This is a genomic window from Candidatus Hakubella thermalkaliphila, from assembly GCF_013281975.1.
Lineage (GTDB): Bacteria > Actinomycetota > Humimicrobiia > Hakubellales > Hakubellaceae > Hakubella > Hakubella thermalkaliphila.
Map to the genome: position 1 here is coordinate 1 of NZ_BLRZ01000041.1, position 15292 is coordinate 15292.

A 15292-nucleotide genomic window follows, 5' to 3' on the forward strand; every position below is an offset into this window, starting at 1 on the left:
CTTACTACTTCAACCGGCAAACCGTGCTCCGCCAGGTAATCGCGAAGCGCCTGGTCCGCGGTACCCACCAGGGTAGCCAGCTCTGCCTCCCCCAGCCTGTCTCCGACCGGGTACAGTGCCACCACCAGCTTCCGTTCGGCACTCAGCAAGCCGGCCTCGCGCAGGGCGCCCGCAATTGCGCGCAGCGCCTCTTGCACCTCTTTGCCTGTTACATCCAGCTCTGCCAATAACAATTCTCCTTGCTCGTCCAGGCCCTCGGCGTCGATGACATTATTTCTTTCGTCAAGGGTCAGGTTTACCGCCGGATTGACTTGCAGGGCCAGGCCCGCTACGGCCCGGGGAGCGGCAAAGAAGGCCAGGTAGACACCCAGAGCCAGAAACACCATGACAACCGCGGCAACAGCACTAAATTTCCATACTTGAGGCTTCATCTTGTTAATCCCTCCGCTAGTTTTTTTGCGGGTTGAGAGATCAGGCTTCGCGAAACAACTGGAAGCAAGCAGGCTTTCCCTCAAGCGCCGCTGGCGGGCCGGCATCCGCATATCGGGAAGCTCAAGATTCTCCAGCAGAGCTACCAACTTTTCGTTTTCGGCATTTTTTCTCAATGTCACTCAACCCTCTCGTATTTATAATGCTGCCCCGGGAAAAAGGTTGCAGTTTTTAGCTCTTTTTGCTCATTTCATCCTTTAGTTTTCTCAGGCCCCGGTGAAGCAGCGACTTGACAGTGCCTTCCGGCTTGCCCAGGATTTCACCGATCTCCTTTAGCTGCTTTCCAGCAAAAAATCGCAGGGTGATTACCTCCTGATATTTAAGCGGGAGCTGACTAATTTTTTTCTGACAGGCCAGGAATTCCTGATGCCGCGCCAACTCTTCCTCTGCGGCAATCAATTCCTCCTCCAGTTCGTGGGGCGATACCGGCTCAAAGCCCTGCTCCTCCCGCAAATATTCCATGGAAACCGTCTGGTAGGCGCCCTTGCGGAAATACCTGGCAATTTCATTGGTGGCGATCCGGTAGAGCCAGGCGGAAAAAGAAATGCCTTGCCATTGAAACCGCCCCATATTGCTGAGGGCTTTAACAAAGGTTTCGGCGGTTATGTCTTGAGCAAGTTCAACATCACCCGTCCGACGCAAGATGTAGTTTAATATAGCTCTATAATTTTGATCGTAAAGCCGACCGAAAGCCTCCGGATTATGCCGTGCCCTGGCAACCAGTTCTTTTTCCTCACCGTCCATAAGTTTGCTGCCCCTATGCCGCTTTTCGGTTTGGAGATTCTTTCTTAATTAGTTCACAGTGAAAAATAGGCTTGACGCTGTAGGTCAGGGCAAAATTTCCGCTCCCGGGCCTTAGCCCTAAGTGCCAACCCGACAGAAGCCTTACGAAATCAAACTATGGCTTCAGGCACCCCGTATGCCCGCAGCGTTCTTCACTGTCTGAATCACAGAAACAGCCCCAGCAATAGTTCCCAAAAATGCCTGTTTATGATACAGTATCATCTTAGCTTGTTCAATACGGAGGCTAGATTATAGCCATGAATGAGGAGAAAATACCCCAGGAAGCAGAGGACCAGGAAGACAACAACGATGATAGCGATGAGGCAACTCTGGATCGACCTATGACTATTATCGAGCATCTGGAGGAACTGCGCCGCCGTCTTATAATTTGCATAGTGGTTCTGGCAGTCAGCGCAATGGTAGCCTATCCCTTACATGGATATATTCTCCGACTGCTGATGGTGCCAGCCGGGAAAATAAACCTGAATGTCCTGGAAGTCACCGAAGCTTTCAAAGTGAGCATCCTCCTCTCCCTTTTTACCGGTGTGGTAATCTCGTTTCCCGTCCTGGCCTACCAGATCCTGAAGTTCGTGTTGCCCGCTTTGAAGAGAAGAGAGAGGAGACTGCTTGTTCCCCTGGTTATTCTCTTTTTCGTCCTTTTCCTGGGAGGAGTGGTTTTTAGCTATTTCAATCTTTTGCCGGTGGCCATAGGGTGGCTTCTGAATCAAGGGCAGGGCCTGGAACTAACTCTGTCCGTCAGCCGATATGTTTCTTTTGTGGGATGGTTTCTTCTGGCCTCTGGTGTGGCTTTCGAGTTGCCTCTGGTTCTTCTGGCCCTGATCAAAGTGGGGCTGGTAGATCGGCGGGCGCTCCGTAAACAATGGCAAGTGGCTTACATGGTCATCCTGCTCCTGGCAGCCATTCTGACCCCTGACTGGAGTCCCATCACCATGATGGTCCTGGCCCTCCCCATGATTGTCCTCTACGAACTGGCCCTGCTCCTGGCCAGATTTTTTAGATCCCCTGGGGATGTGAAGCTTAAGAACGACCATAGCAGGTAGAGAAAGATGCTATGAAACGATCATACCAACCGGGCGGCACAAAGGACTATGAAACTTTCATGCCCCATGGGGCACAAAGAAACATGAAAATTAAGATGCATTTTCAGAGGAAAATTAGGATGCATTTTCAGCAGAAAAAAAATTTCCTGTGGACTATCCGGGGAGCGTTCTTTGTCTTACTTTTCCTCCTGGTCTCCTGCACTGGTATTCCCACTCAGGAGGAAGCTCCGGGCCCCCAGGAGACCAGTACTCAGGAAGACCCTCCCTCCGAAGAACAACTGGCGCCAGGAAGGGGAGAGGAAACAGCCGAAGTACCGGGACAAGAGCCTGGCCAGGCCGAGACAGAAGAAGATCTTAAAGCCATGGATGAATGGTGTCCCTCGTGGTCTCCAGACGGCTCACGCATCATCTTTATCAGAAGCAGCGGTCCAGTTGGCTCCACCCAGGGGGAAAGAAAAAAGGAAATTTGGATTGCCGACCTCAAAACAGAAAAACAGCGCCGACTGGCCAGCCTTAATTCAGAGCCCAAGTACCTTTACCGCTCCAGCGATTTGATCTGGTCCTCAGATGGAAAATTTCTAGTCTATCAGGACGAAGGGGGGCCCAAGGGCAACGCTATCTACCGGATAGAAATGGAGAAACTGACCAGGACAGAGCTGGCCACTCAGACCGACCTCCTCTCCTCCCCTTCCCTTTCTTCCGACAATAGTTCTTTGCTCATCGCCAAAAGTGATGGAGTGTACCTGTTAGATCTTGAAACTGGAGAAGAACAGAGAAAGATCGAAGGAAAAGGGATCCATGATATGGTCTGGGGAAAGGAGGAAAAGGAAATTTTCTTCACTCAAGCTAATGGTACAGATTTTGAAGGGGAGGGAGAAGATCTGTTAATAATGGACCTGGAGAGTCAGGAGGTTAAGAAACTGGCCAGCTACCAGTTGCATATCCAGAGTCTCACCTATCTTAAGGAGATAGACCGGCTCTTTTATGTAATTGTCGACAGAGGAAGAGGGGATCAAATCACCGCACTCCTGGATCCCAGAAAGACAGAGATCACCCAACTCTCTCCGGGCATCGTGGAAGGACACTCCCTCTCTCAGGACGGGAAACTGCTGATCCAGGCTGAGTATCCCCAGGGGGCAGCCCCCGGGGAGAACAGGAGGGGCATAGACCTTTTCCTGATAGACTTATCCGACGTAGCCAAAGTAACCAGGACCAATCTCACCAACAGCAAAGGAACAGGTGAGATAAGACCCTCCTTTTCTCCAGATGGGAAAAGGATAGCTTTTCAGGTGCTGGCCGAACAGGGTAAAGAACTGTGGGTAATGAATGCCGATGGGACGGAGCAGACCAGGCTTCTTTCCCAGGAAGAGTTCCCCAACTTCTTCTGGTGTCCTCCCTCCTGGTCCCCCGATTCTCAACTTCTGGCCTCCGGGGCCAACCAGGGAGGTAACGATGACCTGCTTATCCTGGATACCCAGGGCAAAGTGGTAAAGAACATCTCTCAGGAGTTCTCCATAGTCAAAGAATAGGATAAGAGGCCCAAAGCCTCGTGGTGGTCTGGCAGCGAGCGGCTACCCACGGAGCCGCAGGCCCGGTGAGTACAGCGACTTGAGCGGGCGAAAGATGGACCAAAGACTTGTCTATTTTCCTGGATAAACACCAATAATAACGTTCATTACATAGTTTTTCACCAAAAGCTTTTCACTCAGAGACCTTATCTAATGCTCACTGATTTTATTGGCTCTCTTTCTTTTGCTTTATCTCCTCAACCCTCTCTTCGACAAATTCTTTGGCTTTCTCGTCCTGGGTCATAGCCAGAAATTTCTGGTAGTATTCAATAGCTTTATCATAATCCTCGGTCGCCTCATACGCAAAGGCCAGATTGAAGACCGCTCTTTCGAAATCAGGATCTCTTTTCAGGACCTCCAGATAAGTCTCTATGGCTTTCTGCAGGTCCCCTTTAGAAAAGTAAGCTGTTCCCAGGTTGGTTTGGACAGCATTATTGTTGGGATCCATCTCCAGGATATGCAGGTAGGTCCGGATGGCTTCATCCCATTTCCCGGCCAGGCTGTACAGATTACCCAGCCGTCCCAGGAGCTCCAGGTTATCCGGATCTCCTTTCACCTTCTCCTCTAGATCCTTTATCATGGTCTCCAGGACTTCGACGGGATTAACTTCTTCGGTGGTCTCCGAAGCAGCAGTCGCCTCAGATGCGGCTGGTGCAGAAGGAACTCTCGGCCCCAGATAGGGAATGACCAACCCCAGGACCATGGAAAGTATAAAGAGCGCCGCTATGATGAGAACAACAATCTTAACCACAATGGATTTCCCTTTCTTTTTTCTGAGCGTAGTAGATTTCTTGGCTTTCGTTTTGGCCACTATCCTTCGACTCCTTTTATCCCCAATCTCCAGAAATTTCTTTCTATTCATTATCCTGTCGAACTTTGGTCAACTTCCGCCGAGCCCGGTCTGCTCTTTTTACAATTTCATCCCCGTCAATCCCTTTCAACTGCCCTTTTTCCATCACAATCTGGCCATTTATCATAGAGAAGACCACGTTACCTGGATTAGTGTTGAAGATTAGGGCTGCATACAGGTTGCTGAAAGAGGGAATGTGAGAGAGATCTACCCCGATCAGATCAGCCCTTTTGCCTCTAGCTATGGATCCGATCTTATCCTCCATGCTTATGGCTCTGGCACCTTCTATGGTAGCCATTCTCAGAAAAGTTTCGGCAGAAAGCCCCTCCACCTGGCGGGTCATACCTCTTTGCAACAAAAGACCGGCTCTCATCTCATCGAACATATCCAGAGAATAGTTGCTGGCCAGACTGTCCGTACCCAACCCCACCCTGAGACCTCTTTGGTGAAACTCGGTCAGGGGAGCAATTCCGTTGCCCAACTGGGCATTGCTGCGGGGGCAGTGAGCTATGGCCACATCGTATTTATGCAGTATCTCCAGATCGGAGTCGTCCACATAGATACAATGAGCAGCCAGGACCCGCTTTCCCAGAATACCCCACTGTTCCAGATATTTGACCGGACTGACCCCAGAAGGTTGCCAGGAAAGACAAGACCAGCCCGCCAGAGCCATAAGGCCGCGGGCCAGCCTGCCACCACCATGGCGGATAAGCTGGTATTCATCGGCGGACTCAGTCAGATGGAGAGCCACGGGAAAATCGTACTCGTCAGCTCTCCGGGATACTTCTTGATAAAGCTGGCCCGAAACAGTATAGGGAGCATGGGGAGATATCCCTACCTGAATTAAATCCGGATTAGCTCTGGATCGCCACCCCAGAAGCCGGGCCAGGGCCTCCTGGACAGTCTGAGACGACCTTCTTCCATTCAGACCGAAGACCTCCCCACACACGATTCCCCTTAGCCCACAGTGGGAGATAGCCTTCAGGGACGAATCGCTCCGCGAAGAGTCCACTACCGTGGTTGTACCCGATTGGATGGCTCTAAGAGCTCCCAAAAGAGCGGAGGCTTCCCAGTCCTCCCGCTTGAGCCTGAGGCCCAACCGAACCAGCTTCATGATCCAGGGAGTAAAGGCAAGTCCCTCTATCAGATCTTTAAAAACAGTATAGTCCAGATGGGTATGAAGGTTTAGCAGGCCGGGCATAAGAATAAGATCGCCTAAATCCAGTACCTCATGATGAGGGAAGGATCTCTTGAGTTTCACCGTCGGCCCAAAAGCAACTATGTCCCTGCCCTCTACCGCAACGGAGGCATTCTTAAGGGGAGGAGAGGTTATAGGAACGACATACCTGGCCGAAATAAGCATAAAGAGAACAACCTCCATCTCCTATAGCAAAAGATCTGTTTCCTTTCAGCACACCCTCAACTTTCTCTTCTCAATTATACCTGTTGACCACAAACTTCCCAATTGACTCTAAATTCGATCTTAGCTCCTGGTTCTGAAAATTGCGGACGATTTCGCTAGATGCCTGAACCAATCCCAAAGCTTTCTCTTTCGCTCTGGACAAAGCTCTGGTCTGCCTGATAATCCCAATGACTTCCCTTACCTCGGATTCAGAAGAATCCCTCTGGCCAAAGATTTCCATAATTCTATCCCGAGCCTCCAATTTGCCTTCCAGCTCCTTAAAGGCGTAGATCAGAGGCAAGGTCACAATCCCATCCCTGATGTCGCTTCCCACCGGCTTGCCTGTAATCTCGGTCTTGCCTTCTATGTCCAGAATATCATCAAAGATTTGAAAGGCTATTCCCAGGCTTTCACCGCAGCGGCCCAGAAGCTGGATGGCCGGGGAGGAGGCTCCACAGATAGTAGCCCCTATTTTGCATGCCGAAGAGAAAAGGGAGGCGGTCTTATCCCTGGCTCTCTTGAGATAGAATTGCTCATCCAGGTTAGGCTGATAGAGGTTCCTCAACTGGGCCAGCTCGCCGACAGCCAGGGAGACTCCGGTCTCGCTCATTATATGGAGAACCTCCACATCCTGGTAACTGGAAAGAAGGATAAAAGTCTGGGAAAAGAGAAAGTCCCCCACCAGAGCAGCAAGCTTCTCCCCGAATTGGCTGAAGACTGTACTTCTGCCCCTTCTGAATTTAGCCTCGTCGATGACGTCGTCATGAACCAGAGTAGCATTATGGAAGAACTCCAGAGCGGCAGCCGCTTTTTTCAAACGATGCGGCTCAAAATCACCGGCCAGACCAGATACCAGCACCAACATAGGACGGATGCGCTTTCCTCCCGAAGAAAGAACCTCCCGGGCCACTTTACCCAGTTCCCGATCAAAACCGTCTATCTGCTCCTGGATGAAACCTTCCACTATGGCCATGGCTCGGACCACGAGAGGGGTCAACCTCGGAATATCTTCTCTCATCAGGTCTCCTTGATTCCCACATGAAGAGTCACTACCCCTAAGTTAAGACGGCGATAGGTGACTCTGCCAAAGCCGGCTTTATTCATTATCTCAACCAGAGCCCCCGGCTCAGGAAAGGAACAAATACTTGTGGCCAGATAGCTATAGGCTTCTCTGTGCCGGGCCAAAAGAACTCCCAGGAAAGGAACCAGGTGGCGAAGATAAATCCCATAGAGATGGCCCAGGAAAGTTAGACGGGGAGGAGAAAACTCCAGACAGACCATCCTCCCTCGTGGCTTGAGGACTCGGAAAGCCTCCCCAAAGAGTCTCTCCAAATTCCTCACGTTTCTGGCTCCGAAAGCGATGGTGACCGCATCAAAGAAGTCATCGCAGAACTCCAGGTCACAGGCATTACCGATCCGAAAATTGATGATGCTTTTAAACTCCTGATCTGAGCTCTTCTTTCGGGCATATTCTATCATTGGGGAACTGAGGTCTACCGCCACCACCTGGCCTTCTGGTCCGACCCTGGAAGCAAGAGCCAGAGCCACATCTCCCGTTCCGGTGCAAAGATCCAGAGCCCGGTCTCCTCTGGACAACCCAGCTTCCTGGGCCGCCAGGTTTTTCCATCTCCGGTGTAACCCCAGGCTAAGGATATCATTGAGAAGATCGTATTTGGTAGCAATGGAGGAGAACATCTCCTCAATTTGGGCCTCAGACATGGGGTTATCTATCACGCTTTTCGAGATCACAGACCTTCCAGGAAAAGAGTTACCTCCTGGGCCAGTTTCTTATCCATATCGCTCTGGACAAGAGCTCTCCTGGATTGGGCCAGTATATCCAGCCTCAACCCGGTCAGAACAGGGCCAAGAGAACGAAATACCCCTGCGGAAGACTGATCACGAAAACTGAGGAGTTGGGAGCAGGACCTGATAATGGAGGCATTGCCGGATAGGAGCTTGGTCAAACTGGCCCGGAGAGGACTCTCTGGGCTAAAAAGAAAAGGAAGCAGGAAACTTTCTTTGAGAAGGTAGTTTCTCTGGAGAAGCGAGTTCTTGTCCATAACATCAGCAGATGTATCTGATATATTCATGATCCTCCCCTCTTCTTCTACCATCTCCAGAATAGATCGGGCCACCACATCCACCACCCGGGGAAGGCCGATCTGAAAGAAGAAATTCATGGCTTTAGAGTAGAAGAAATCACCTAAAAGCAGGAAGAGGGAACGCTCCTGATTTTCCAGACTGCTGTGATCCATGAGATGCAAGTTAAGTCCCAGGGCCGAAAGTTCTGCACCTACACAGAGAGGGACCAGGACCGTCTCCAGTTCAATATCATTCATGGCCGAGGAGAAGAGGATGGCCCGAGAATATACTTTGTCTACCGATATGCGGTCATTCCAAAAACTTTGCTCTATCTGGGGAGAGATGTGAGAGGAGGCTTCTTTGATCTGATCGCTCAGGACAGCATCAATCCTCTTCAGGGGATCGTCTTTCTCAATAAACTTCTTCTTCATCCATTTTCTCTTCCATCAGACTATGTCTTCTCAGAAAGAAGGTGAGAATCTGCAATTCCACAGCAAGATCCACGTGCCGTAGAACCACTCCTTCGGGGACATTGATAAAGACGGGAGCAAAGTTTAAGATAGCTTTGACTCCAGCTTTGAGCAGTTGATCAGCCACCCCTTGAGCGGAAGCAGCAGGAGTAGTAATTATACCCACATCGATGTTCTCTTCTCGAACCACTCGCTCGAGATCTCGCATATCCTGGATGATAAGGCTTCCCACTTTTTTACCAATCTTTTTTTCATCAATATCCAGGATAGCCCGGATAGCCAGATTTCTCTCTTTGAAACCTTTGTAATAAAGGAGAGCACTTCCGATACGGCCGGCTCCAATTACAGCTATGGACCATTCTCGAGTCAGACCCAGCCGCCTGGCCAGTTGAAACTCCAGATGCTCCACCTCATAGCCGACCCCCCTGGTGCCAAACTCGCCCAGGTAGGAAAGATCTTTTCTCAGTTGGGCCGGCTGGACTCCCACAAGTTCGGCCAGCTCATGAGAGGAAATGATCTGCCGGTTCCTATCTTTAATTTCTTGAAGACTCCTTAAATAGAGAGGAATTCGGTTTATGGTGGCATTGGGCACATTAGTCCTTTCCATCTCTCCCCTTCTTACTTCTTTTTGCCTACGCTTTCGATCTCCGAATTCTGGCCTTTGCTGACACCAATCTTAGCAAATTCCTCGCCATCTTCAATAATTGCACTTTCGGACCGGGCCAGTACTTCCTGGTAGATGCGAAAAACCTTTTGCCCCATCTGCTGCAGGTTAAAGTGCTCGATAACTCTTTTTTGGCCCGCCTCTCCCATCCTTCTGGCCAGAGATCGGTCTCTGAAAAGTCGGTTGAGAGCACCGGCAATGGGATAGGAAGAGCCTGGTTCCACCACCAGGCCAGTCACTCCATCCAGATTGACAAAGGGTACTCCGGTAGGAAGCCTGGTGCTGATGACAGGCCTGGAGCAGGCCATGGCCTCCAACTGAATCAGGCCAAAGCTCTCCTGGCTCTCTGTGGAGGGAAGAACGACCACATCAGAGGCATAAAGAAGCACTATTTTCTCCTCTTCCGAGACTTCGCCCATAAAGTGAGTTCTGGAAGCCAGTCCTATATCACGGGCCAGCTCCTTCAGCTCTTCCTCCATCTTACCCTTTCCTACAATTACCAGAGCAGCCTGGACATCGATCATGGCTCTGATGAGATTTTTCAGGCCCTTGTAAGCAAGAAGAGAACCTACAAAGAGAACGATTCGGCTACTGTTCATTCTTAGCCTGAAATCCCTGGCCTGTCGGGCCACCTCCTCAGTCAGCTCATACTTCTTAACATCTACCCCAAAGGGCACTACAGAACAGAGATCCTGTAAGCTCTCCAGAATAGGAGAGCTCCTCATCAGGTGGGGAGAGGAGACCAGGATACGGTCGGCTCGGCTCAGAAACTTCATGGTCTGATATCTGTAGACAGCAGCGCGGAAGGAGGGCAGGTCCACATCATGGTGGTAGGTGACTATCAACCTTTTGGGGAGTGAAGTTAATAGCCACGACAGTTCAGCCCAGGGAAAAGGGAAATGAAAATGATAGATGTCGGCATCAAACTCCTTCAAGTACCTGCCCACAGAGGGAGCGATGGAAACCGACCCCATTCCGAAGAGGCGTCCGGCCCGGGTGACTTCTATCCCGTCCACCGGTCTGACCTCGGTCTTTCCCCTGGTACTGACGGTGAGAACCCGAACATCCATGTAACGGCTCAGAAACCCACTGAGATCCTGGACATGCCTCTCTATCCCACCCCTGGCAGGGTGATAACCTCGGCAGACCATAACAACCTTCATAAAAAACCTTCCCAGAACTCCAAATACCGACGACTATGGATGTAAGAGCTTTCATGGTAACATATCTCTCTAAGCCTTGCCAGGCTTAAAAGTCGGGGGCTTCCTGTCCTACCTGTCAGAGGTATCATCCTCCTGTCTATCTTCAGCCCTGAGCCACAGATGCACCCTTTGGGGTTTTCCCACCCCTTTTAAAGCGGAAATTATCCCCAGAAGAGCTCCGGCAATGACCCTCTGAGCGAAAGAACTAAGGGAGATGCTTCTACCATTAACAAAAAGAGTGGTCTCTGAGGTGGGTCGGGCAGTTAAGAACCTCTCTTCCAGAAAATCAACCATAGATTTTATGTCCTCCAGCGCAAAACGGGGCACCCCATATTCCAGCTCATCGTTGCTGGCCAGAAAGAGGAGTTCCTGAGGCTGACAGAGAGGATGTGGGGATAACTCACGGCGGAAAACTTCGATCTTGGGCTTGTCCTGCCGCTTGTAGCCCTCCATGAGGACTATATCCACATCTTGAAAATATTCCCCTACCAGCTCATCCGGCTTGAGATCATGATCCACTTTTTTAATCAGGGCCAGCTTTTGGGGAGAGGATATAGCCACTGTATCGGCCCCGGCCTGAGCATGTCTCCAGCTATCCTTACCGGGATGATCCACCTCAAAGCCGTGAATATCATGCTTTACTGTGCCTACCCGGTAGCCCCGCTTCTTAAGTTCGGCGACCAGCTTTTCCAGGAGGGTTGTTTTGCCGGAATCAGTTTTTCCCACTATGGCAAAAACAGGAATCATTCCTTTTGCTCCACATCTTCGAGAATTGGAAGCACTCAAGTAATACAGAGATTCCAGGCTGCAATCAAAAGGCCTGGTCGGGCCTAGCCATCTACCACAGTCCCCTGTAACAGGTCCAGGCCGTGAGGCAGAGCCGGAAGGATAACCTCAAGACATTCCTTTACTGCCCGGGGGCTTCCGGGAAGATTTATGATCAAAGTCTTGCCCCTTAGCCCGCTCACAGCTCGGGAAAGCATAGCGTGAGGGGTTATCTTAAAACTCTGGTGTCTCATTATTTCAGCAAAGCCCGGTGCCTGCCTTTCAATAACCGCCAGAGTGGCCTCCGGAGTTATATCCCGGGGAGACAGTCCCGTCCCCCCGGTGGTAAGAATAAGGTCTACCTCTCCACTATCACAAAGCCTGATCAGACTCTCCACGATCTGATCTTTTTCATCCGGAACAATGAGGTAAGAGTGGAGAGAAAAACCGAGGCTACTCATGGTCTCCTCAATAACTTTTCCGCTCAGGTCTTCCCTCTCACCCCGAGAGCTTCTATCGCTGATGGTGAGAATAGCGAATTTCCTTCCCATGCTTAAGGGTTCTTTCTCTATCCACAACTATTTTGTCTCCTACCTTCACTTCTCCCTCGGCCAACACCCTGGCAAATATTCCCTCCCGGGGCATGACACAGTCTCCCGCCTGATAGAAAATGGCACATCGGTCGTGACAGACCTTGCCCCGTTGGGTGACCTCCAACAGCACTTCTTCCCCTAACTGTAATTTGGTCCCGACAGGCAAAGATATCAGATCCAATCCCTGAGTAGTAATATTCTCCGCAAAGTCACCTGGACCTACATCCAGCCCCAGATCTACCATCTTGCGGATGCTTTCCTGGGCCAGGAGGCTTATCTGTCTGTGCCACTCTCCAGAGTGCCCATCCCCTTCCAATCCCAGCCTGGTCACCCGGCAGGTGCCCACATTCTTCTTGCGCTCCCCTTTATGGCGACTTATGTTTACCGAGACCACTGTGCCCACCAGGGGACGTCCTGGGGACCCAGAGCTATTCTCGCCCATATTCTCCGCTCCTCCCCCCAGATTTTTGGAGAAGCTTTACCTCTCCCATAACCATATCTTTATCCACAGCCTTGCACATATCATAGACAGTGAGCAGGGCCAGGGAGACGGCCACCAGGGCCTCCATTTCGGCCCCGGTTCGGTCAGTGCAGATCACCTGGGATCGGGCCAGAACTTTGTGATTCTGCTCATCCATCTCCAGATCCACATTCACCACATCCAACCTGATCTGGTGGCAGAGGGGGATCAGCTCAAAAGTTCTCTTGGCTCCCTGAATACCAGCCAGCCTGGCCACAGCCAGAACATCTCCTTTAGCGATCTGATTCTTCTTAATGAGCTCCAGGGTCTTTTCATGCATCAAGATCTCACCGCTGGCCACGGCGATTCTCCTGCTCTCCTCTTTGCCAGAGACATCCACCATCTTCACCTGGCCCTGCTGATTCAAATGAGTAAGGCCTTCCAGGCTAGTCACCTGCCTGCAAAGGGATTCTCAAGAATGCCATTTTCCCCCTAATGGCCATGCTGCAGCCAGGGCTCCCGAACCAGAAAATATTGATCATTTTCAACACCAGCCTCCAGAGGACTATCCACCTACCTCAGACATGTCTCGGCTCAGGAATTTCTGGGATCTTTTTTGCGGCTTACGAGCCAAAGAGCTGATCAGAAAACCCTTAAGCTGCTCATCTGTGGAGCCATCCCGCAAGTAATTCTTTAGATCCAGCTCTTCGGAACCAAAGAGGCAGGTCTTCAGTTTCCCATCGGAGGTAACCCGCAGCCGATTGCAGCTCTGGCAAAAGCAATTGGATTCAGAACAGATGAGACCTATGATCCCCCGGGCTCCCTGGTAGCGGAAATAGGTGGCCGGGCCAGCTCCCTCCGGATTAGCCGTGGGCCTCAGAGAACCACAACTGGATAACTTTTCTAACATCTCCTGATAGGAAAGGCCGCGCATGGAATCTCCCGTGGCCAAATTGGTGCTCTCAAGAGGCATGTATCCGATGAATCTTATATAAACCTCCTCCTCCATGCTCAGCCTGGCAAAAGGTTCCAGGTCGTCATTGATTCCGGCCAGGACCACCACATTGATCTTAATGGGATTAAGGCCTCTTTCCTGAGCCCAGCGTAATCCCTTGAGGGCATCTTCCAGTCTGCCCCCGGTCATGGTCCGAAAGAGCTGGGGATCCAGGGTGTCCAGACTGATATTGATCCTCTTCAGACCCGCGGCAACCAGCCCGTCGATATAATAAGGAAGAAGAATGCCGTTAGTGGTCAGAGAAAGATCTCTGACGCCCGGAATACAGATGATTGCCCTTATCAGATCGACAATGTCCCTTCTGATCAAGGGCTCCCCACCGGTAAGTCTAATCTTGGATATACCCACTTCCACCGCACAGCGGACCAGCCGCAGGATCTCCTCGTAGGTAAGGAGGTCTTTTCTTTCCTGCTGGGCTTTGATCAGGCCCGGACGACAATAGATACACCGCAAATTACAGCGGTCAGTAATGGAGAGGCGCAGATAGTCTATTTTTCGAGAATAATTATCCCATAGCTCCATGGTCTTGTGGGAAAGAATTGGTCCGCTATAGCGAGACCCTTTGTCGGATGAAGGAATTTTTGGAAGTACTTGACAGCTTTTTTCATAGGTGCCTCATCTGCCTATCTTCACCATCAGAAGTGGACCAGAAGTTTTCCTGGAGAGTTGGAACTTTTCTAAAGAAGAGTCTCCCTCTCTCAAGGGCCCCCTCAAGCAGAAGGGAGACGCTCTGGCCTTTCCTCAATCTCTCTGATCAACATCACCTCTACCAGCTCTCCCTGTTTCCATATCTCTTTTTGGGGAGGGATGGTAGCGATTCCATTGGCCAGGGACATGGAGCGCAGGATACCCGAACCCTGAGCTCCCGTGGAGGAGGCCCAAAGCACTTCTCCCTTCCTTCCCACCATAACTCTCATAAACTGGGTCCGCTCAGTCTTGATCTTTACATCATGGGCCAGAGCCGCCTTCACCGTGGGCCGGAATATCTCACCTCGGCCCATCATCTTCAATATCAGAGGCCGAACATATCTCTCAAAGCAGAACATCACGGCCACCGGATTGCCAGGAAGACCGAAGACCAACTTCTGCCCGTAGGTCCAGAAGGCCAGAGGCTTGCCCGGCTTCTGAGAGACCTTCCAGAACTTGAGCTCCGCACCCAGTTCCTCCACCACCTCCTTGACCAAATCATACTTCCCCACCGATACTCCTCCCGAAGTGAGGACGATATCGCATTCCATCAGAGAGCGCTCCAGGGCCTGTCGCACCAGCTCTCTTTGGTCTGCTACAATGCCCACTCGCTGTGGAATGGCTCCCGCCTCGGCAATTTGGGCGGTCAAAGAATAACTGTTAGAATCCCGAATTAGACCGGGCTGAAGATTTTCCTCTATGTCTATCAGTTCATCCCCGGTGGCAATGACCGCTACTTTGGCTTTTCTTATCACTGCCACCTTACTTCTGCCTAAGGAGGCCAGCAGACCGATATCGGCAGGATAAATGGTCTTTCCTTGAGTCAGGACCACCTCCCCAGCCCATACCTCCTCTCCCCTGTCCCGGATGTTGGTGTGAGTTTTATAGGGCCGGGAGATCCATATTTCTTCATTCCTCATCTCCACGTCTTCTACCGGAATGACGGCATCTGCACCAGCGGGGATAGGGGCTCCAGTCATGATCTGAAAGGCATATCCCGGCATCAAAGATTTTTGGGTCGTATGCCCGGCCGGCAGGTCCTCCTCCAACACTTTCAGTCGCACCGGATTGTGGAGGCTGGCCCCCAGGGTATCCAGGGATCGAATCGCAAATCCGTCCATGGCTGAGTTATCAAAAGGAGGAATATCCATGTCGGAGACGATCTCCTCGGCCAAAGTCATGCCCCGAGAGTCCAGTAATC

Annotated in this window: 17 protein-coding genes; 2 read left to right on the forward strand and 15 right to left on the reverse strand. The window is 51.2% G+C overall.

Translation table 11 applies throughout. The features are described 5' to 3' along the window. A partial coding sequence (locus tag HW443_RS05295; protein ID WP_176237960.1) for an anti-sigma-I factor RsgI family protein occupies window positions 1-611 on the reverse strand: 611 nt, incomplete at its 3' end. A gap of 49 nt (window positions 612-660) precedes the next feature. After that, window positions 661-1233, reverse strand: coding sequence for an RNA polymerase sigma factor (locus HW443_RS05300; RefSeq protein WP_176227159.1), 573 nt, complete (start codon window positions 1231-1233; stop codon window positions 661-663). A gap of 296 nt (window positions 1234-1529) precedes the next feature. Between HW443_RS05300 and tatC the strand changes: the two genes are divergently transcribed. Both tatC and HW443_RS05310 read left to right on the forward strand, forming a co-directional pair. Further along, window positions 1530-2333, forward strand: coding sequence for a twin-arginine translocase subunit TatC (gene tatC, locus HW443_RS05305; RefSeq protein ID WP_176237961.1), 804 nt, complete (start codon window positions 1530-1532; stop codon window positions 2331-2333). An 11-nt stretch (window positions 2334-2344) separates the two neighbouring features. After that, window positions 2345-3862: a PD40 domain-containing protein gene (locus tag HW443_RS05310; RefSeq protein WP_176237962.1), complete on the forward strand. Its 1518-nt coding sequence runs from the start codon at window positions 2345-2347 to the stop codon at window positions 3860-3862. A 205-nt stretch (window positions 3863-4067) separates the two neighbouring features. Here the strand turns inward: HW443_RS05310 and HW443_RS05315 are convergent, their stop codons facing one another. From HW443_RS05315 to HW443_RS05375, 13 genes are all read right to left on the reverse strand, one after another. Next, the gene (locus HW443_RS05315) at window positions 4068-4763 is read right to left on the reverse strand and encodes a tetratricopeptide repeat protein (RefSeq protein ID WP_176231002.1); all 696 of its coding nucleotides are present in this window, start codon (window positions 4761-4763) and stop codon (window positions 4068-4070) included. Next, on the reverse strand, window positions 4756-6114 hold the full coding sequence (locus HW443_RS05320) for an amidohydrolase family protein (RefSeq protein ID WP_176237963.1): 1359 nt from the start codon (window positions 6112-6114) through the stop codon (window positions 4756-4758). Before HW443_RS05320 ends, HW443_RS05315 begins: the two co-directional genes overlap by 8 nt. 70 nt (window positions 6115-6184) lie before the next feature. After that, window positions 6185-7171 (reverse strand): polyprenyl synthetase family protein, encoded by a 987-nt coding sequence (locus HW443_RS05325; protein WP_176231000.1) that lies wholly within the window; start codon window positions 7169-7171, stop codon window positions 6185-6187. Then, window positions 7171-7902, reverse strand: a complete 732-nt coding sequence (ubiE, locus tag HW443_RS05330) for a bifunctional demethylmenaquinone methyltransferase/2-methoxy-6-polyprenyl-1,4-benzoquinol methylase UbiE (protein ID WP_176230999.1) — start codon at window positions 7900-7902, stop codon at window positions 7171-7173. The genes HW443_RS05325 and ubiE overlap by 1 nt, the downstream gene beginning before the upstream one ends. Continuing rightward, complete coding sequence (locus tag HW443_RS05335) at window positions 7899-8666, reverse strand: hypothetical protein (protein ID WP_176230998.1); 768 nt, start codon at window positions 8664-8666, stop codon at window positions 7899-7901. The genes ubiE and HW443_RS05335 overlap by 4 nt, the downstream gene beginning before the upstream one ends. Continuing rightward, complete coding sequence (locus tag HW443_RS05340) at window positions 8647-9312, reverse strand: redox-sensing transcriptional repressor Rex (RefSeq protein WP_176230997.1); 666 nt, start codon at window positions 9310-9312, stop codon at window positions 8647-8649. The genes HW443_RS05335 and HW443_RS05340 overlap by 20 nt, the downstream gene beginning before the upstream one ends. An 11-nt stretch (window positions 9313-9323) precedes the next feature. Continuing rightward, window positions 9324-10532 carry a glycosyltransferase gene (locus tag HW443_RS05345; RefSeq protein ID WP_176230996.1) on the reverse strand — a complete coding sequence of 403 codons (1209 nt, stop codon included), beginning with the start codon at window positions 10530-10532 and terminating at the stop codon, window positions 9324-9326. Window positions 10533-10640: 108 nt separating this feature from the next. Further along, entirely contained in the window at window positions 10641-11318 is a 678-nt protein-coding gene (gene mobB / locus HW443_RS05350) for a molybdopterin-guanine dinucleotide biosynthesis protein B (RefSeq protein WP_176226921.1), read from the reverse strand. Window positions 11319-11401: 83 nt separating this feature from the next. Next, window positions 11402-11887 carry a molybdopterin adenylyltransferase gene (gene mog / locus HW443_RS05355; RefSeq protein ID WP_176230995.1) on the reverse strand — a complete coding sequence of 162 codons (486 nt, stop codon included), beginning with the start codon at window positions 11885-11887 and terminating at the stop codon, window positions 11402-11404. Continuing rightward, on the reverse strand, window positions 11850-12332 hold the full coding sequence (locus tag HW443_RS05360) for an MOSC domain-containing protein (protein WP_176231006.1): 483 nt from the start codon (window positions 12330-12332) through the stop codon (window positions 11850-11852). Before HW443_RS05360 ends, mog begins: the two co-directional genes overlap by 38 nt. Before the next feature lie 25 nt (window positions 12333-12357). Then, the gene (moaC, locus tag HW443_RS05365; protein ID WP_308751063.1) at window positions 12358-12843 is read right to left on the reverse strand and encodes a cyclic pyranopterin monophosphate synthase MoaC; all 486 of its coding nucleotides are present in this window, start codon (window positions 12841-12843) and stop codon (window positions 12358-12360) included. Between the two features lie 111 nt (window positions 12844-12954). Then, window positions 12955-13926: a GTP 3',8-cyclase MoaA gene (moaA, locus tag HW443_RS05370; RefSeq protein ID WP_176230994.1), complete on the reverse strand. Its 972-nt coding sequence runs from the start codon at window positions 13924-13926 to the stop codon at window positions 12955-12957. Window positions 13927-14114: 188 nt separating this feature from the next. Further along, the coding region (locus tag HW443_RS05375) for a molybdopterin molybdotransferase MoeA (RefSeq protein WP_176237964.1) at window positions 14115-15292 on the reverse strand (1178 nt) is incomplete at its 5' end.